The sequence below is a fragment of the Halococcus salifodinae DSM 8989 genome, from assembly GCF_000336935.1.
GTDB classification, from domain to species: Archaea; Halobacteriota; Halobacteria; order Halobacteriales; family Halococcaceae; genus Halococcus; species Halococcus salifodinae.
Genome location: NZ_AOME01000056.1, coordinates 23,246 through 41,739 on the forward strand (window position 1 = coordinate 23,246; position 18,494 = coordinate 41,739).

Annotated in this window: 18 protein-coding genes, 1 tRNA gene and 1 pseudogene; 6 read left to right on the forward strand and 14 right to left on the reverse strand. The window is 63.2% G+C overall.

Annotated elements, in window-relative coordinates; translation table 11 throughout:
• Positions 1–422: 422 nt before the first annotated feature.
• The 3 genes from rnhB to C450_RS22105 form a co-directional block, all read right to left on the reverse strand.
• The gene (gene rnhB, locus C450_RS11200; protein WP_005043508.1) at positions 423–1,094 is read right to left on the reverse strand and encodes a ribonuclease HII; all 672 of its coding nucleotides are present in this window, start codon (positions 1,092–1,094) and stop codon (positions 423–425) included.
• A 45-nt stretch (positions 1,095–1,139) separates the two neighbouring features.
• Entirely contained in the window at positions 1,140–1,502 is a 363-nt protein-coding gene (locus C450_RS11205) for a VOC family protein (protein WP_049910132.1), read from the reverse strand.
• Positions 1,503–1,606: 104 nt separating this feature from the next.
• Entirely contained in the window at positions 1,607–1,747 is a 141-nt protein-coding gene (locus C450_RS22105; protein WP_161606956.1) for a hypothetical protein, read from the reverse strand.
• Positions 1,748–2,017: 270 nt separating this feature from the next.
• Here C450_RS22105 and tnpA point away from each other — a divergent pair, with 270 nt between their 5' ends.
• On the forward strand, positions 2,018–2,416 hold the full coding sequence (gene tnpA / locus C450_RS11210; RefSeq protein WP_005043511.1) for an IS200/IS605 family transposase: 399 nt from the start codon (positions 2,018–2,020) through the stop codon (positions 2,414–2,416).
• Entirely contained in the window at positions 2,413–3,639 is a 1,227-nt protein-coding gene (locus C450_RS11215; protein WP_005043512.1) for an RNA-guided endonuclease InsQ/TnpB family protein, read from the forward strand. The genes tnpA and C450_RS11215 overlap by 4 nt, the downstream gene beginning before the upstream one ends.
• 12 nt (positions 3,640–3,651) lie before the next feature.
• Here the strand turns inward: C450_RS11215 and C450_RS11220 are convergent, their stop codons facing one another.
• From C450_RS11220 to C450_RS11230, 3 genes are all read right to left on the reverse strand, one after another.
• A complete protein-coding gene (locus C450_RS11220; RefSeq protein WP_005043513.1) occupies positions 3,652–5,100 on the reverse strand; it encodes a tRNA pseudouridine(54/55) synthase Pus10 in 1,449 nt (482 codons plus the stop codon).
• 60 nt (positions 5,101–5,160) lie between these two features.
• Positions 5,161–6,678, reverse strand: a complete 1,518-nt coding sequence (locus tag C450_RS11225) for a lipopolysaccharide biosynthesis protein (RefSeq protein WP_049910116.1) — start codon at positions 6,676–6,678, stop codon at positions 5,161–5,163.
• 192 nt (positions 6,679–6,870) lie between these two features.
• Complete coding sequence (locus tag C450_RS11230; RefSeq protein ID WP_005043516.1) at positions 6,871–8,097, reverse strand: RNA-guided endonuclease InsQ/TnpB family protein; 1,227 nt, start codon at positions 8,095–8,097, stop codon at positions 6,871–6,873.
• Positions 8,098–8,245: 148 nt separating this feature from the next.
• Here C450_RS11230 and C450_RS11235 point away from each other — a divergent pair, with 148 nt between their 5' ends.
• Together C450_RS11235 and glmS are read left to right on the forward strand one after the other, a co-directional pair.
• Positions 8,246–9,445 carry a sugar phosphate nucleotidyltransferase gene (locus tag C450_RS11235; RefSeq protein WP_005043517.1) on the forward strand — a complete coding sequence of 400 codons (1,200 nt, stop codon included), beginning with the start codon at positions 8,246–8,248 and terminating at the stop codon, positions 9,443–9,445.
• Complete coding sequence (gene glmS, locus C450_RS11240; protein WP_005043518.1) at positions 9,445–11,235, forward strand: glutamine--fructose-6-phosphate transaminase (isomerizing); 1,791 nt, start codon at positions 9,445–9,447, stop codon at positions 11,233–11,235. The genes C450_RS11235 and glmS overlap by 1 nt, the downstream gene beginning before the upstream one ends.
• 13 nt (positions 11,236–11,248) lie before the next feature.
• On the opposite strand, the pseudogene C450_RS20855 reads toward glmS, so the two are convergent.
• A pseudogene (locus tag C450_RS20855) lies at positions 11,249–11,566 on the reverse strand (zinc ribbon domain-containing protein); the annotation flags it as partial.
• A gap of 54 nt (positions 11,567–11,620) precedes the next feature.
• Between C450_RS20855 and C450_RS11245 the strand changes: the two are divergent.
• The gene (locus C450_RS11245; protein ID WP_049910118.1) at positions 11,621–12,613 is read left to right on the forward strand and encodes a transposase; all 993 of its coding nucleotides are present in this window, start codon (positions 11,621–11,623) and stop codon (positions 12,611–12,613) included.
• Here the strand turns inward: C450_RS11245 and C450_RS11250 are convergent.
• The 7 genes from C450_RS11250 to C450_RS11280 form a co-directional block, all read right to left on the reverse strand.
• Entirely contained in the window at positions 12,542–13,573 is a 1,032-nt protein-coding gene (locus C450_RS11250; RefSeq protein ID WP_338035760.1) for an RNA-guided endonuclease InsQ/TnpB family protein, read from the reverse strand. The genes C450_RS11245 and C450_RS11250 overlap by 72 nt on opposite strands.
• A gap of 197 nt (positions 13,574–13,770) precedes the next feature.
• Complete coding sequence (locus C450_RS11255) at positions 13,771–14,217, reverse strand: hypothetical protein (protein ID WP_049910119.1); 447 nt, start codon at positions 14,215–14,217, stop codon at positions 13,771–13,773.
• Between the two features lie 3 nt (positions 14,218–14,220).
• A complete protein-coding gene (locus tag C450_RS11260) occupies positions 14,221–14,718 on the reverse strand; it encodes a DUF7342 family protein (protein WP_005043523.1) in 498 nt (165 codons plus the stop codon).
• Between the two features lie 270 nt (positions 14,719–14,988).
• Positions 14,989–15,063 (reverse strand) — tRNA-Glu (locus C450_RS11265).
• Between the two features lie 76 nt (positions 15,064–15,139).
• Positions 15,140–16,303, reverse strand: a complete 1,164-nt coding sequence (locus tag C450_RS11270; protein WP_005043525.1) for a helix-turn-helix transcriptional regulator — start codon at positions 16,301–16,303, stop codon at positions 15,140–15,142.
• 135 nt (positions 16,304–16,438) lie between these two features.
• The gene (thyX, locus tag C450_RS11275; protein WP_005043526.1) at positions 16,439–17,182 is read right to left on the reverse strand and encodes an FAD-dependent thymidylate synthase; all 744 of its coding nucleotides are present in this window, start codon (positions 17,180–17,182) and stop codon (positions 16,439–16,441) included.
• A gap of 465 nt (positions 17,183–17,647) precedes the next feature.
• A complete protein-coding gene (locus tag C450_RS11280) occupies positions 17,648–18,127 on the reverse strand; it encodes an SRPBCC family protein (protein ID WP_005043529.1) in 480 nt (159 codons plus the stop codon).
• Positions 18,128–18,250: 123 nt separating this feature from the next.
• On the opposite strand from C450_RS11280, the gene C450_RS11285 reads away from it, so the two are divergent.
• The gene (locus C450_RS11285) at positions 18,251–18,487 is read left to right on the forward strand and encodes a hypothetical protein (RefSeq protein WP_005043530.1); all 237 of its coding nucleotides are present in this window, start codon (positions 18,251–18,253) and stop codon (positions 18,485–18,487) included.
• Positions 18,488–18,494: the final 7 nt, after the last annotated feature.

An 18,494-nucleotide genomic window follows, 5' to 3' on the forward strand; every position in this document is an offset into this window, starting at 1 on the left:
AGCCGGTGCGTGGTGGGATGCAGTCACCGCGGTCGGCGCGCGGCTGCGCGCGAGGGATGAGCGACGCGAGAGGTGAGCGGCGCGAGAGGTGAGCGGCGCGAGCGAAGCGAGGGCCGCCAAGCGAACGGGGTGCAAAGCGACCCGTGAGCGAAACGAGCGGAGCGAATCGGTTGGGGAGGCGTGTGGACGGTTGTAGTGCTGTGCGGTGGGACCAGTAGTCGGGCCACGAGTGACCGAAGGGAGCGAGCGGGTGTTTTTAGTCCAGGTTTTTGCGAGGAGTGGTTGGCGAACGAAGTGAGCCAACCCGACGAAGTAAAAAAGTGGATGCGGGAGGCGTGTGGGCGTTGCGGTGCTGTGCGGACAATCATTTGTGTCGGCACTCACGGTTCGTGTTCTCGCACTCACTGACGATTCATAATCGCTCAGAACTCCGCGAGCGCCGACTGTTCGGCGGCCGCGAGCGCCTCACGACTCGTCTTCCACGACCGGCGCGCGAACGGCGGGAGGTCGCCGTGTTCGCGAACGTACTCGGCGAGGAACTCGCGAGTGGTCGGGTCGCTCGGGTAGCCGCTGCCGATGGGGCCGTGTTCGTCCGCGAGGTCGGCGATATGCGCGTCGCGGGCGACCTTGGCGACGACGCTTGCCGCACCGACGAGGGCGTGCTCCTCGTCAGCACCGTGCTCGGCCGTGATTTCGACGTCGGCGGTCGCGGCCTCGTGGACGCGCCGCCCAAACCGCTCGGTGTCGGTGTCACAGGCGTCGACCACACCGGCTAGCCCGTCGGCTGTCGCTTTGGCGTCGGCTCCAATGCTCGCCACGCTGTCGATCGTGGCTCCGGCCGCTTCGATCGTGAGTGCGTTCAGGTCGGTGTCGGGTGCGTCGATCGCAGACGGCGTGACCTCGCGAGTCGCGACCGCGATCCGGTCGTCGGCGCGGAGTTCGTCAGCAAGGGTCTCTCGGCGGGCGGGCGAGAGCCGCTTCGAGTCGTCGATACCCGCGGGGAGCACGGCGGGATCGGCGCGGACGCACGCCACGAACAGCGAGCCGAGCACAGGGCCGCGGCCGGCCTCGTCGACGCCGAACGAACGCTCCATGCACCCGTCCCGAGCGGCGACGAAAAGCGTCTTTCGTCCGGGCGATCAGGCCCGTTCGAGGAGTTCGATCCGGTTACCGAACGGATCGCGAAACGTGAACCGGTCGCGGCCGGGGATCGGCGGTTCGTCGATCGTCTCGACGCCGTGGGCTTCGAGCCGTTCGCGCGCGGCGGCGACATCCTCTACCTCGAAGGCGGGATGTCGTCGGGACTGCTCGTCGGAATCCTCGACCCCGAGATGGATCTCGACGTCGCCCGCGCGATACCACATGGTGTCGGTGTCGCCGAACGAGTCGGGCTGGTCGATCGGGGTCAACCCGAGCACGTCGCCGTAGAACTCGCGGGCCGCGTCGACTTCCTCAGGAGGGATCGTGATCTGGACGTGGTCGATCCGTCGCCACTGAATCATGGCCGAGCGAGACGAGCCAGGGTGATAAACGTCGGCCATCCCCGATCGTCAGCGCCTATCGAACGCTCGACGGCCGAAAAATGCGGAGTGTCGGTGTGGTGGGTTCAGTCGGCTGCGCCCGGCGCGAGCGGCTCGTCCTCGATCTCTTCGTCGGGTTCGTCGGCCCACTCGGGCGTCGTCTCGTCCTCGCGTTCTCCGGTGTCCTCGTACAGCCGTACGTACTCCGTACTCCTGTGGTGACACATAGGTTGACACCCCACACGCGCCACGGTACGAGCGCGCTTAACCTTAACACGGGCGCTAATTCCTCTTCCTCATGAGCACCGCAGTCCGCCGTTCGGTGGACAAGGAGCGGAAGAGGGGGGGGATACAGCGTCATCAGAACGCTTCGCGTTCTGATTAACAGTCAGAAATCTTTGATTTCTGACGACGCCCGTCATCATCTGTTCTTTCGTTCTATTCGTGTTCTGTCGGAATGTTAATGTGGTGGGGTGACGTACATATGAACGAACCCAATGGCTTCCGACCTCGATTCAGGTTCACACTCGGTCTATTCGCTCCATTATCACCTGATACTCGTCACGAAGTATCAGCATGGAGTGCTCACCGAGGAACGAACCAACTTCATTCACGAGGTCATCGACGGGTTCGCGGAGAAATACGACGTCGAGGTCTCGCACCTCGACGGCGAAGACGACCACATACACATCCTGTTCAAAACGAAACCCACCACAAACCTCGTGAAGTTCGTCAATACACTAAAAGGCGCAACTGCGCGGAGGGTTCGCAATGAGTTCCCCGAACTCAAGGACGAACAGGTAGATTCGTTCTGGAACGACTCATACTGTCTCATCTCGACGGGACAGGTCTCACTCGACGTGCTCACCGAGTACGTCGAGAACCAACGCCGGTGAACTGCACCTATCGGTTCCGGCTCAATCCCACGCCCGAGCAACGAGAGCGGTTGGCGTGGACGCTGGATACCTGCCGACAGGTTCGCAACCACTTCCTGCACCGGATGAATCAGTTGGAAGACTCGTCGTACACACCAGAACAGAACCGTCTCCCGAAGCTCAAAGAGTGGTGGATCGACCTGAAGTCGGTCCATTCGAAGGTGCTTCAGATGGTCGTTCGTCGTCTCTACAAAGACCGTTCGAATCTTTCGAAGAAGGCGAAGAAGGGCTACAACGTCGGCAAACTCAAGTGGAAAGGTGTGGGCGACTACTTTTCGTTCACCTACAACCAGACCGGTTTCGAACTCAAGAAAACGAGTGGCCGCGACAGGTTGCACCTTTCGAAGATTGGCGACGTTCCCGTAGTAGCTCACAGAGATCTTCCCGACGACGCCACCGTGACCGGTGTCGTCGTGAAACGCGAAGCCACCGGACGCTGGTACGCTTCGCTCCAACTCGACACCGATACCGAAGCACCTCCGAAGCCGGACGAACCGGAACGGTGCGTCGGTATCGACGTGGGGATACTGAAATACACCCACGACACCGACGGCACCGCCGTCGGGTCATTGGACCTCTCCGACGAACAGGAGCGACTGAAACACGAACAGCGTGTTCTCTCCCGCAAAGAGCATGGGTCGAACAACTACCGCGAACAGCAACGGAAGGTCGCCCGTCGTCACGCCGACATCAAGCGAAAGCGCCGCGACTTCCTCCACAAACTCTCGACGTGGTACGCCGAAAGCTACGACCTCGTGGCGGTCGAAAAGTTGGATACAAAGGGGTTGCTGGAACTACCGTCGAACTCACACAGCCGTGCGAGTGCGGCATGGGCCACGTTCCGAAAACTCATGAAATGGAAGTGCAAACGCGAAGGAACGCACTTCGCGGAAGTGCGTCCCGAAGGCACTACCAAAGAGTGTGCTCGGTGTGGTGTCGAGACCGACAAGCCACTCTGGATACGCGAACATTCCTGTCCCGCCTGCGGGTTCGAAGCGGATAGGGACGAAAACGCCGCATGGAACGTCCTTCAACGCGGTCTCGACAAACTAGGCATGGGCTGTGCCGAATCAACGCCCCCGGAGACTGCGGTACCTACGGATACCTCCTTTCAGCAGGTGTCTGCAAACCGCGTCGTGGAACGGGGAAGCCCCACCCTCAACGAGCGCGTCAGCGCGAAGTAGGTTGGGGAGCAGTCACCCGTTCCGCCGAGCCTCGTTTTCGCCGTCGTTCGTGTGTTCGTGTTCGTCGTCCGTGTCGTCTCCGCCGCCATCGACCACGTACTCGGCCGTCACGAACGGTTCGTCCTCGCCCTCGACCGCGAGGACGTCGAGCGCCGTGACCGTGGCGTCGATCCCGAGTAGCCCCGCGAGGCTCGGGTCCGTCCGGTCGCCATCGCCGCTCACGAGCTCCTTGACGTAGAGGCCGCCCTCGCCCCGGAGTTCGACCGTCGCGTGGCGCGCGCCGTCCTCGCCATCCGTGTTGGCGTCGGTGGGTTCGGCGTCGCGGTCGGCGTCGGTTCCGGCGTCGTCGCGGTCGGGTTCGAGCTCGCCGGCGATTTCGTACACCGTGCGCTCGCGGGTACGACTCGCGCGGCGGTGGTCGACGCGCTCGGGGGTGTCCTGGGCGATCGTCGTTCCGTCGAGGGTGGCGAGTGCGTCCGCGAACGCCCGTTCCTCGACGGGGTCGGCGAACTCCACACTCATGGAATAGGTCTTGTGGGCGTCGAGCTCCTTCACGCGCTCGACCATCTCGTGGGTCGCGCGGCGGAGTCCCTCGACCTCGACCGTGCCGTCGGCGAAGTCGTTGACCGCGGCTTCGAGATCGGCTGCATCGATTTCTCGGTGATGTGGCTCCTTGACCTCGATCACGAACGGCCGGCCGGTGCCGAGCATACGCGCGTCGACGTCCTCGCGGCCAGCACCGTGGAACACCGCGTCCGCGCCGTCCATCGCGTCCTCGACGACCGGCGCGGTCAGCTCCTCGACGCTCTCGTCGTAGAGATAGCCGCTGCCGCCGCAGTAATCGCAGGGTTCGGTGCCGCCGTCGGCGGCGAGCTGGGTGCCGCCACCGCCGCACTCCCGGCAGGGCCATTCGGTCTGGGGAATGTCGCGGTCGAGCTTGCGATACCGACCGTAGACGAACGCGGGATTGATCTGTGCGTCCACGTCGCCGCGTTCGAGATTGACGAGCGCGAGCACGTCCGGCCGCTCGAAGTCGACCTCGGTGTCCGTGCGTTCGCCCACTCGCTTGCCGACCTCGCGATTGAGGGCGGATTTGAACGACTCGCCGGCGTCAGGTGGGAGGTCGCTGTCCTCGCGGAGCAGCCGATCGTTCTCCTCGATCAGCGGCGGAACGCGGGTGCCGACCTGGTAGGTCGCGAACGCGATCCCGTCGAGCGCGTCGACCGCGCGCTCGGCCCACGCATCGTAGCGGCCACACTCGCCCTCACAGACCCAGCACGCATCCGGCCCTTCGGAGGGATCGAACGGTTCGTCGGCATCGAGCGCGCTCGCGACCCGGAGGCCGTGGCCGCGCTCGTCGTTCGTGAGGCCGAAACTCCGATCGGCGAAGACGCGACCGAGACAGGGATCGCAGACGGGACCGTTGGCGATGACGGCCCGAGCGTCGTCGAGGATGGACATGAAGCTTCGAGGAGCGGGCAACACTCACGTGTTGTGGTTCGAAACAGACACTCCAAAGGGTCAGGAAACGACGGTTTCGACCATCCGACGACAGAGGCTGACGCTGTCGTAGCCCGAGTAGCGTTCGAGGCCGAGCACGAGCGCGGCGTAGACCGCGACGCCCGCGACGACCAGGACAACGAGTTCGAGCACGGCCGACCCAACCACGAGAGATTCACGGAGGGCAAGGACCGCGCCGCCCATGACGGCGCTCGCGAGCGCGGGGTACGCGAGCAACCGGAGGAGTTCGGCGTAGCTCCCGTCGACTACCTGAACTGCGAGATACGACGACACCGGCTCGGAGAAGAGCAGTGAGTTACCGACGATCACGAGCGCGGTCCCGACCGCGCCGTAGGCCGCGGTCGCGGGGTAGATGAACACCGCGATCACGACGAGCTTCCCGAACTGGATCTTGGTGGCGAAGTCGGGCCGGCCCACGGCCTGAAACAGCGGACCGGTGGTCGCACCGAGCGAGCGGAGGAGTCCCCACGCCGCGAGCAGCTGGATCATCGGCACCATCGGCCCCCACTCCTCGGTGAGAAAGGCGTCGACGAACGTGGGCGCGATCGCGGCGATCCCCACTGCGACAGGAAAGGAGACGAACGTGGTGAGCTGCACGGTTTTATAGAACCCATCGCGGAGGCGTCGGTCCTCGCTCTGGAGCTTCGCGTAGGTCGGAAAGACCACGCTCGAAATCGTCTGGGTGACCTCGGTCGCGGGCGCGTTCGAGACCCGGTAGGCGAGCTGGTAGAGGCCGACGACCGCCGTTCCGAGATACCAGCCCACGAACGCGTCGTCGCCCTCCATGATGAGGAAGAGGACGATCCCCGAAGCGAAGATCCACTTGCCGTAGCCGAACAGTTCGCGCGCGTGATCGAGGTCGAACCGGGGCCACGGCCGATAGTCGACGATCAGATACGAGACGACGAGCCGCGCGGCGTCGCTCGCGACCAGGCCGAACACGAGCGCCCACACCGATCGGGTGGCGAACGCGTAGCCGACCGCCACCGTGACGTAGAAGACGGTGCCCGAGAGGGTGTAGACGAACTGCTTGTCGAACCGGAGGTCCTTCTTGAGATACAGCAGCGCGGGGTTCTGGAGGCCCGAGAGCACCGGTGAGAGCGCAAGCACCCGGAGGACACCCGTGAGCTGTGGCTCGTCGAAGACGAGCGGAGACGCAACTATCGGCGCGAGCGCGAACAGCACGGCAGCGATGAGGAGGCTCCGGGCGTTCTGCATCACCCACACCGTGTCAAGATACGCGTCGACATCGGCTTCTTCGCGCTGGATCAGCGCGGCGTCGATTCCGAGTCGTGAGAGCTTGGTCAGCGCGCTCATCACCACCAGCGCGAGCGCCATCACGCCGTAGGAATCGGGGCCGATCAGCCGCGCGACCAGCAGCACCATCCCGAGCTGGAGCGCGCGGTCGATAATGTTCGTGAGCGCGACCCAGACTCCGCCCGTGACAGCGCGCTCCGCGAGACTGCCGCCCGGCCGGAGTGCGCTCCGGAGGCGCTGCACGACGCTTTGGAGGGACACGTGTCGACGGGAGTTTCCGGGCGGTACGTAAAAACGTCGCCGTCGAGTCGTAGCATCATTGAATCACGGCGAGAAGCTCCGTTGACGTTTATCGGGGGTGAGGACACATCCAGAACGATAAACAACCCCCTCTCGCTCAGGCACGCCCTCGTGCTTGAGAATGGGGGCTTTTCAGCGTGGTCACGGATCGTCTCATGCGACCACAACCGTGGTTGATCCTTCGACCGTCAGTGACCCGCTGTTCAAGGGTATGTCTACGGATACCCCTCCATCGGACGGCATGTGCGACCGACGGAGTTTCTTCGCGTACTTCACGGCGATGTTCTTGGCGGCATTGTAGTCGGCGTCGATGGCGTAGCCGCATTTCAGGCACTCGAACGAATCCCCGTCGCGGTTGTCCACGTGAGTGAATCCACAGTCGGTGTACGAACACTTCCGTGAGGTGTACTGTGGGTTCACCTGTCGAACCGTGATACCGTCCTCAACGGCCTTGTATGAGACGAACGCGAACAGCTTGCGAAACGCCCAGCGGTGGTGCCACGTCGCGTGTGGCAGGCGCTCTCGAATGTCGGTCAGATCCTCGAACGCGAGGTGTGTGCAGTCGTTCTCGCGGGCTTCTTCGAGGATGACATTCGATGCTTCGTGCAGGAGGATCGTGCATCGTCCGTTCTCTTTTCGCCCGACCGACTGGATGTTCTCATGTGCCCAGCGAGTTCCCGTCCGTTGGAGTGACCCGCGCCGTTTTTCGTACTCGTTCTGCCAGTGAGTGAGTTCGCCGCCCGAAACGAACAACCCTGTCGATGTGACAGCGAGGTTGTTCACACCCACGTCGACCCCGAGAACCGTTCCGTCCTCGGCGGTCTCTTGGTTGGCTTCGCGCTCCCGTTCGGTACGGAACCGACGAAAGCCCATGTGGAGGTAGTACGCGCCGTCGCGGGCAGTGAGCGTGCTTTCGGTCATCTCCCACCGCTCGTTCTCGATGAACTGCCACTGGTAGCCGTCGTCGTCCTCTGGGAGAACGAGTGGACAGCGGATACGACCGCCGACCGTCGAGAGCGACACGGTGTCGTCCTCGAACAGCGTCATGGTCCGCGTGTCGTAGGTGACGGTCGGGGCCGTGAACACAGGTTTCGACGTTTTCAGCCCCTTCGATCGTCGCTCGTGACAGCTCGCAATGGCTTCGGCGGCTTGGTGTGTGGCGAGAATCGCGTGCTGGCTCGTCAGCTCAGTATCGTTGCGGATGCTGTCATAGGCGAGCGGGTGTATGTCGCGTTTGGATTTCTTTTCGGGCCACGCTATGTCCGCCGCTATCTGACAGCCGTCGCGGTAGGCGTCAATGGTCGCTTCGAGCAACTCGCGTTGCTCGTCCCTCACTGAGAGGCGTGTGACGGCGGTGCGACGAACGTACTCATCAACCACATGCGTTCAATGTATTCCGTTTTATTGAATCATTCGTTGACATCATATAAGGGCAGTATACATACCTCTTCTTACCCAATTCGAATTGCGGGGAAAGAGATCCCGCGCTACCGCTAGGTTGAAATCGCTCGGCGTAGATGGGCGAGTAATGAGCCTTCGTACAGCCGCCGTCCTCGCGGCCGGTGAGGGAAACCGACTGCGCCCCCTGACGCACAACCGCCCCAAGCCGATGCTCCCCGCGGCGAACAGACCGGTGTTGGAGTACGTCTTCGACGCGCTGATCGACGCCGGGATCGAGGAGATCGTGGTCGTGATCGGGTACAAGCGCGACCGCGTTCAGGAACACTTCGGTCCGACGTACGACGACGTCCCGCTCCAGTACGTCACCCAGGAAAAACAGCTCGGCAGCGGCCACGCGCTGCTCGAAGCCCAGTCGGTCATCGACGAGCCGTTTCTCGTGGTCAACGGCGATCGCGTGATCGAGTCCGGGCTCGTCAGAGACGTGATCGGCGAGTTCGAGGCCCACCCCGACGCCGCAGCGACACTCGGGGTGCTCGAACATCGCGACGCCCGCCAGTACGGTGCGGTCGCGCTCCACGAAGGCCGGATCGAGGAGATCGTCGAGAAACCCGATTCGGACGACTACCGCCTGATCAACGCGGGCGTCTACGCGTTCCGGACCTCGATCTTCGAGTCGATCAAGGGCACCGAACGTCGGGACGGCGAACTCCAACTGCCCGACACGCTCGCGGGGCTGATCGACGCGGGTGAGGCCGTCCGCGGCGTTCAGGTCGACGGCCTCTCGCCACACGCCACGTATCCGTGGGACCTGCTGACCGTGACCCGAGAGATCCTCGCACGCGGCCGGGTCGACGAACCCGCACGCGAGCAGGGCGTCTGGGTCGACGACACATCGCTCGTCCACGACGATGCGACGCTTCAGGCCCCCGTAGTAGTAGGGCCGGACTGCGAGGTAGGCCCCGGCGCGGTCGTGGGGCCGGACGTCGCGCTCGGACGTAACGTAACGGTGGAGGCGAACGCTACCGTCGAACGGAGCGTGCTCGACACCGACACCCGGATCGGTCCCGGAAGCACGATCCTGGACTGCGTGACGGGCCAGGACGTCACGTTGGGTGCGGCGAACACGATCCCCGGTGGACCGGCCGACGTGCGGATCGACACCCAGGTGTACGAGGAGCAGCCGCTCGGGGCGGTGGTCGCCGACCGGGTCCACGCGGGCGGGGCGGTCACGCTCGCGCCGGGGACGCTCGTCGGTCCAGGTGTACGGCTCCATACCGGGGTCCGTGCGCGCGGTCGGATCGAGGCGGACGCGGAGGTGCTCGGCTGATGTGCGGGATCGTCGGCTGCGTCGGTCGCCCCGACGAGACGCTCGACGTGCTGATGCACGGCCTCTCGAAGCTCGAGTATCGAGGGTACGATTCGGCGGGCGTCGCGCTCGCGAACGGGCAGGTCGACATCGAGAAGCGCGAAGGCGAGCTCGAAAACCTCGAAACGGCGCTCGAAGGCATCGATCTCGGTGGGTCGGTCGGGATCGGTCACACTCGGTGGTCGACCCACGGCCCGCCGAACGACCGCAACTCCCACCCACACGCCGACTGTGAGGGCCAGGTCGCGGTGATCCACAACGGCATCATCGAGAACTTTCAAACGGTGAAGGACGAGCTGGTCGCGGCGGGCCACGAGTTCGTGAGCGACACCGACACCGAGGTCGTCCCGCACCTGATCGAGTCGGCGCTCGCCGACGGGGCCAGTCCCGAGAACGCGTTCCGTGCGGCGATGGAGCGCATCGAGGGGAGCTACGCGATCGCCGCGGTGTTCGCCGGCGGCGACGCGGTCTACTGTGCGCGCGAGGACTCGCCGCTCGTGCTCGGCGTCGACGACGACGCGACCTACCTCGCGAGCGACGTGCCCGCCTTCCGGGAGTTCACCGACCGCGTGATCTACCTCGACGACGGCGAAGTCGCCCGGATCGACGACGACGGCTGGACGGTGACGACGCTCGCGGGCGAGCCGGTCGACAAATCGGTCCACACCGTCGAGTGGGACGCCGAGGAAACAGGAAAAAGCGGCTACGACCACTACATGCTGAAGGAGATCCACGAACAGCCCCGGGCGCTCAGGAAGTGTCTTCGGGGCCGGGTCGACGAGCTCGGCGGCACCGTCGAACTCGACGAACTCGACGAGCCACCTCGGCCGACCGCGGTGCAGTTCGTGGCGTGTGGCACCTCCTATCACGCCGCGCTCTACGGCGCGCAGCTGTTCCAGGACGCCGGGATTCCCGCACAGGCGTTCCTCGCGAGCGAGTACGTCACCTCGCCGCCACCGACGGGCGACGCGCTCGTCGTCGGGGTGACCCAGAGCGGCGAGACCGCCGACACCCTGAGTGCGCTCCGGGAGGCGAAAGGCCGGGGTGCGCGCACGCTCGCACTCACCAACGTCGTGGGATCGACGGTCTCGCGGGAGTGCGATCACGTCATCTACATCCGTGCCGGTCCGGAGATCGGCGTCGCGGCCTCGAAGACCTTTGCGAGCCAGCTCGCGGCGCTCAACCTGTTCGCGCTCGCCACCGCGAACGGCGGCGATCGGGACGGGCTCGGCGCGCTCCGTGACCTCCCGAGCGAGGTGCAAGCCGTGATCGACGACTCGACTGCCGCCGACGTCGCGGCGGAGTATCTCGACGCGGACGGGTACTTCTTCATCGGCCGGGGGCTCAACTACCCGGTGGCGCTCGAAGGCGCACTCAAGCTGAAGGAGATCACCTACCGCCACGCCGAGGGGTTCGCGGCGGGCGAGCTCAAACACGGCCCACTCGCGCTGGTCACGGAGAACACCCCCGTGATCGCGATCGCGACCGGCGACGGCGAGCTCGCCCGGAAGACGGTGGGGAACGTCAAGGAGGTCGAGGCCCGGAACGCCCCCGTGATCGCGGTGACCGACGGACAGTCAGACATCGAACGCTACGCCGATCACGTTCTGCCGATCCCCGAGACCCATCCCCGGACCGCTGCGGTGCTCGCCAACGTCCAACTCCAGCTCTTTGCCTACCACACCGCCGCACGGCTCGGTCGGTCGATCGACAAGCCCCGAAACCTCGCGAAGAGCGTGACCGTCGAGTGAACGCACCCCGCGGTCAAGCCGCGGGGCTTCCTGTTTCGACGACGCGCTTTGCATTCGCCCGAACCGAGGCAAACGTAGGGAGCGCAGTCTGCACAGGCGTTGATTCGGAGCGTCCCGCCCCTATCTTGTCTGCAAAGAGTTTGCCGAGACCTTTGTCGAGGATGTTCTTTGCCGCATTAAGGTCTCTATCCTCCTCATGACCACAGGACGGACACGAGTGTTCCCGAATCCAGAGTGGTTTGTTCGTCTCGACACCGCACCGGTTGCATTCTTTGGTCGTTCCTCGTGGTTCGACGGGAACGACGTGCGTGCCATGCAGTTTCCCCTTGTAGAGGGTGTCATAGAACGATTACCACACCAACGAGCAGGGTGAACGCTGTGGTGGATGAGCACAGCGACCCTGCAAGATGATCCTTCGGTAGAGTCGTTCTTTAATCTCGTGGCGACGGAGACACTCGCGTTGTTTGAGCACCTCTCCTTCGAGTTTCTCGAAGAGTTCGACGTGTTCGCCCCGGCGGAGACGGGGCGAACACGAGACCACCAACCACCGGAGCTGATGCGTGGCTTTCTACACTGCTACTACAAGGACATCTACGGCATCCGTCCCGTTGCACGAGAGCTTCAGAATACGTTCGTCTGGCTTGGTTGTGATTTCGATCGACCGCCGTCAAGAGACGCGGTCGATCGCTTTCTCACCGATCTCGAACACGTTGTTGAGGAGATTTTCGACCACTTCGTCGAGCAGGCCGCCGCCCGCGGTCTGCTCGACTTGACCTACTGCATCGATTCGACCGACGTGAGAACGATGCCAGCCGATCAGGACGCATCAAAATGCTACGATCCAACGGCTGAGGAGTACTACTACGGCTACGGCTGCACGATCGTCTCAACCGGATCGAAGATACCGATTGCAGCCGAATTCACCGAGAGCAAACAAGCGCCCGAAGAGACGGCGATGCGCGTCACGCGTGACGCGCTCGCCGTCGCTCAACCGATCTGGATGGTTGGTGACAGCGCGTACGACACGCGTGACTGGCACGACTCACTGCTGACTGCAGGAGTCGTGCCAGTCGCCCCGTACAACGCACGAAACACCGACGATCCACTCGATATCGAGTACCGGGTCGAAGACCGTATCGACGAACACAGCGAGGACGTTCAGTTGAAGCAATCGACGTTAGACGAGACGTACAACCGCCGGAGTGGAGTCGAACGAACAAACGAAGCGGTCAAAGACTGCGGCCTCGGGCACGTCCGCGCCCGAGGCCGCGTCCATGCACGGGCACAGGTCTTTCTCGCGCTGTGTCTACGACTCGTTGTCGTGATCACCAACTACGAGCGTGGAGACAATCCGGGGAGCACGATCATCAGGGTGTGACAAGAGTTCTATGACACCCTCCTTGTACTCTAAGAGGGCGAGGAACTGTGACCACGCCGCGTCCTGCTTATTCTTCGCCGACTGGCTGGTTTCGAGCATCGGCATCACATCCAGATCCTCAATGCACACCACGTCGTACTCCTTCACGAGCCACGTCGAAAGTTTGTGCTGGAAGTCGAGCACTTTCCGTTTGATGCGGCGTTTCGCTCTGGCAACCTTCTGCCGTTGTTTCTCCCAGTTAGCGGACCCGTGTTCCTTTCGGTCCAACGCCCGCTGCTCGCGGGCGTACTGTTCGTACTCCGTACCGAGATCCAGACACCCTACCACTAAATCGTCCGAGGTGTGGATATACGAGAGGATGCCGAGGTCGATGCCAACACAATCGGCGGTGTCTATCTCCGCTGGGTCCGGTTTCGCGGTTGGTTCGACATCGACCGTCAAGCAGACGAACCACTCGCCGGTTCGTTCCTTCTTGAGTACCACGCGCTTGATGTCGTCGGTCGCTGGAACAGTGCGGTGAGCGCGAAAGCGGACTGTGCCGATTTTCGAGAGGGTGAGCATACCGAACACCTGGCCCGTCGTGTGATTGACGTTGAAACCTTCGTGTTCGTATGCCACCGACCGAAACTCGCCCGCGCCTTGCCACTTGAGCCGCCCGGTCTTGTGGCCGTTCTTTCGGTGCTGCTTCAGCACCTGCAGATCTTTGTGGATTTGGCTGACCGTTCGCTGTGCTGCGTGGCCCGATACCTCCGCAAAGACCGGCCACTCTTGTTTCCAGCCAGTCAGTTTCGAGTGCTGGTCGTAGGCGGTCGGGCAGTCGTTGTAGTCCGCACGATAGTAGTCGCGGACGGCGTGATTGCGTATCTGTCTATGGATGTCGAGGTGACGCCACGCTTCGCTGGCGGTATCATCGTCTGGATACGCGCGGAAGCGAAGCGTGTAATCCATCGATACACCCATTCATCTATCGGGTATCAGGATGAATCTCACCCAAGCGTAGTGAAAGTGTACGATGAATCGCTCGGCCAAGCTTACGGCCTTCACCCTCGGGATCAAGTGGTTCGAGACACTCGACCTGTAATATCAGTAGAACGATCGGCGAAATCCAGTCGATCCGCCGGCGAGAAAACGCAGATCCTCGTCGCCAGTTTCGAGAGTCACGGCGGATCCGGTTGTTGAAGCTGGTCCACATCTCCGGATTCGACAGTATCGCGCCAAAGCTGCAGCACAGCGAGCGTCACGAGGCGAACCGTCTCGACGTCAATACAGGACGGGACCGCGTCATCGTGACCCGCGGCGGGAGGTTCATGGAAGTGTTCGTCCGGGAGGTCGATACGTGGGTGACGATCGTAGCGATAATTGAACGTCGGGCCTTCCGTGTAGTGGTATTTGTAGTAGTGTTTCGTCGTCCACGTGATATCGAAGCGGCCCGTGTCAGCCCGAATCCCAGCATCAGTATGGAGGTGCAGCGTCTCCGGATCGAGCGGATCGTCGAACGTCACGGTGGTGACGAGCGGTTCAGAGTCCTCGGCAATCGTCCGAGCGGTGGACAGCATCCGCGGATCCGGTGTCCCGGTATCCACTCGTTCCCAATCATCGGGCATTGTTCATGCCTCGGCGAGCCGGTGGGCCTCGTCGACTTGCAGAGCAGCCTGTGCGATGGCGAGGTTCCGTCTCGTTCCTCGCCACCGACCGATATCCGCCCATCCTTCGTCGCCCGCCGCAAGCTCCATGACGGCTTCTTCCGGGCCATCGGCGTCGTAGGTCTCACGGAACGCTTCGAGCGTTTCCTTCATCCCCCGAATCCCATCGATGAGTTCCTGTTGTGTGCAGGTAGTGCGGAGTTCCTCGATGCGCTCGTCGATGAGTCGACCCTCGTGGCGTTTGTACGTCGTCGTTCGTCCATCCTGTGCGGTAACACCGAATCCGTCGTCGACGAGTTCTTCGAGGTATTTTCGTGTCGTCGGTTCGCTGGTAAGTGCTCGTTCGGCGATCCCGGCAGCACTCATGTACTCAGTGGTTTCTACGAGTACCTCCTTGATACGCTCCCGTGCCGTCGTCGTTTGCTTCCATTCCTCTTTCACCCACTCGTTGATATCAGCCATGCTGGAACATAGAGGACAGAGATAAAATATCTTTCCTAGGATCGCATTTGTTATCTTCCACGGGGAGACTGATCCGCACGGAACCTGGCTGGCTATTCGTCCTGACAAAACTATGACTTCGGTGAGAAAGGTCGGCGAGATCGTGAAGCATAGCTGGTGTACACACTCAATTTCAAACTATATGCTTCAAACCTTGTTATAATTTTTATATTTGATTTCTGAGTGAATCGTAGAATCGTCCATCAGGAGCTTTCAAAAGGAGGTAGAGGATGCTCCGGCAGGGATTCGAACCCTGGTCATTGCCGTGAGAGGGCAATATGATTGGCCGGACTACACCACCGGAGCGCGGGTCGCCAACCGCTCGTTGGCAGGCGGACTGACGTAACGCAGAATCGTGTTTAACAGTTCCGTTTTCGCCCGCTCACTCCTCGTCGAACGGCGATCCAGCGGCCTCCGGTTCGTGGCCGTCGAGACTCACGATGTTCTCGCGGCCGACCCGGAGCTTGCTGAGGTCGCCCTCGTCGGCCATCTCGGAGAGCAGCATGCTGACTTTCGACTTCGACCACCCGGTTTCGGAAACGATCTCGCTCTGGTGCATCCGGCCGTCGTTTTCGTCGAGCAGCGAGCGCACGACCTCCTCGTCGCTTCTGAGTTCCTCGTCGGGGACAGTGGGTTCGGCGACTGCGGCCGCAGTGGGTTCGGCGGGTGTGTCGGCCGGTTCGTCCGAGTCAGTCACGCTCTCCGGAGCGGTCTCGACATCCCGTTCGTCGGCGGTCGCCGCTACCGACCCGCCGAACGGGGATCGGTCGGACCGCCGGACGACCACTGCACCGAGAACGACGGCGATCGCGAGCGCCGCCACGAGCCACACGACCGACCCATCGAACGTGGGCCCGTTCATCCTCATTCCCGACGAGTCGACGAACACGATCTGTGGCTGGCCGGAGGCGAACTGTCGGTCGCCGAACCACGTCACCGAATCGTTCCCGCCGGTCGAGCCGTTGGTCGAGGCGTCCGGCGACGGCTCGACCTGCCGCCAGGCGATCTCCAGGTTCGGGCCAGTCTCGATCTCGAGCGACATCCCGGAGGAGAGATAGAACCCGCCGATGGCGTCACCGACGGCGATCTCATCGCCCGTCGTGGCCGAGAAGTTGGTCCAGAGGAACGACATCTCGACGACCCCCGTCGATCCCGGTTGGGAGGTGACCCGTGCCTGCCGGGAGAACGCACGGGCGTTCATCTCGCGTCCGGTCGCGTTCGTTCCTTCGCTCGCCAACGCCGTCGCTGTCTGCCGGAATTCGGTGTACAGTGGTGTCTCTTCGGCGGTGAATCGATCGGCGTAGGCACGGAACCGCTCGATCTCGGTCTCGCTACCGAGGCGCTGGTTGTAGCGCTGGGTCCACCGCGCCGAACCGTTCTCGTACACCGTGACCACCCACTGCGAGTCGTTGAACGCACTCTCGCCGTCGGCCGATCCGGTCCCGTTGATCGTCTGTGCGCTGGCCACCGCTGACGGAGGGGCGGCCACCACCCCTACCACCAGCAGTGCCACCACGGCGAGACCGAGCGCCGACAGCCACCTCATCTATGGTACGTGACCGCAGGGTCGTATAAAAAGACTGTGACTGGCACCGATGACCGGTGAAAACTGGCCCTCATCGGGCGTGAGGGTCACTGTCGTCAGATGGGGCCACAAGGCCCATATGTCGTATCGAACCGGTCACGGCGCGAGCCGGTTCTTCCGGCCCTTCAGATGCTCGTCGTAGTACGCGAACGTGATGGGACACCACTCCGCAGCGAGATCGAGCACCTGTTCGGTGAGTTGGCGGATCTCCCACTGGCTGTCGGCCGCGGCGCGCATGTCGGCGACGTGCATCAACATTCGTGCGTTCATCGACATCACGATGTTGACCTCCGTGCCGATCGGCAGGACGAACCGGGCGTCCTCGGGAGCCATCCCGAGATCGAGGAGTTCCTGATAGGACTCGACCGAGCTCGTGACCGACTCCCGGAACACCGTCTCGCGCTGCTCGACGGTCTCCTCATCGACCCCGCCGCCGCGCTGGTTGCGCCCGACCCAGTCGGGGTCGGTCGCCGACGGCGGCGTCACGACCATCGCACCCTCGCGGACGTCTTCGGGATCGACCTCGTCGAAAGCGACGTACCGCATCGACTGGACGTCGAAGGAGACGTGGCGATGGCGGGTGAGCTGGGCCATACACGATCGGCTCACACCCTCGATGGCGAACGTCGCCTGTGGATGTTCGAACGGGCCGAAATGGCCGTGGTCGAGGAGACGACCGATCAGGGTGCACTTTTTGTCCTCGATCGTCTCGCCGTCGATGGTCGCCATCGTCTCCGCGAATGACTGATCGCCGACGAACGGTGCGGAGTAGTCGTTTCGCGCCCCTGTACAGATCACGCGCTCGGGGTCGTCGGTGGCTTCGAGCAGGCGTACGTCCATGCTGGGAGCGACACGGCCGGACGATAAATATGCTGTCAGTCAGTGCTTCGCTCATCATCGAGCGCGGTGGCGCTCGGGAGCCGAGCGAGACGCTGCGCGTCTCGCTGGCCGTGCGAGCGGGCCTCCGGCCCGCGAGCAGACGCCGAAGGCGTGCGACTCGCGCGAGGTCTGCGCGAGCGGTGCGAGGTGCGACCGTAGGGAGCACCTCGATGCGAACGGCGAACGAACGTGAGCCGTGAGCGAAGCGAGTGCAGGCTCGTCAGAGCGGCGCTCTGACGGTGGATGAGCGGAGTGAGCGAAGCGAACGAGCGAGGGAGTCGGCTGGGGAGGGTGTGGCCTGCGGTACTCATTTGCACCGGGATTCGCGTGGACACGCTGGTTGTCGTCGCCAATCATTGGTTCAGAACACCGACTCCAGATGTTCGACTTTCGACCGATAGCGGCGCGTCGTGGCCGTCCGCAGCCTCATTCGAGCAGCTTCTTGGTCTCACGGTGGCGATACTGAAACATCGGTTCGAAGCCGACGACCGCGAACGGCCCGGCGAGCTGACCGAGGTCACCGAACGGGAGCTGATACTCCACGCGGTCGCGGACGTGGGTCCCGCCGCCGTCGGCGTAGAAGCTGTGGGTGTGAACCCAGCGTCGAAACGGGCCGCCGATCATCTCGTCGCGGAACAGGCCGGCCCCGTCCTTGCGGTCGCGTTGGACGATCCGGGTGGTCCAGCCCTGTCGAGGGCCGACACCACCAGGCTGCAGCGAGAGGTCGGCTTCCGCACCGGCTTCCAGCACCTCGGGATCGGGCTCGCCGTCCGGCCCGCGCGAGGCCTCCACCCGGAGGTTCGTGAAGTCGGGCGTCAGCGCCTCTAGCCCGTCGAGCGTCGAGTGAAACCGCCAGACGTCTTCGAACGGGGCACGCACGTACGTCTCGCGCTCGTACGTCGACATGGTCACGCTCCGGGTCGAAGAGGCAAAACCCCGCGGTTGGCAATCGCTGTTCCGAGCGGGGTTCGTGTCGCTCAGCCGTCCAAAAGCGGTGCCGATATATCCCTGGGGAATGATTCGGCAAGTATGGCCTACACCTGCCGGAACTGCAAGCGGACGTTCACGAGCGAGCTCGAACTCGAACTCCATCGGGACGGCTGCTCGGACGAACAGCTGTTCTGTGAGGTCTGCGGCGAGCGGTTTCCGGAGCGAACAGCGACCACCGACGGGTGGCGATTCGCGTGTCCGACCGACGACTGCGACGGCGACGGGCTCGAAGAAGACCTCCACGCGGTAAGCGATCTCCTTCTGGCCGAGCAGTAAGCCACGC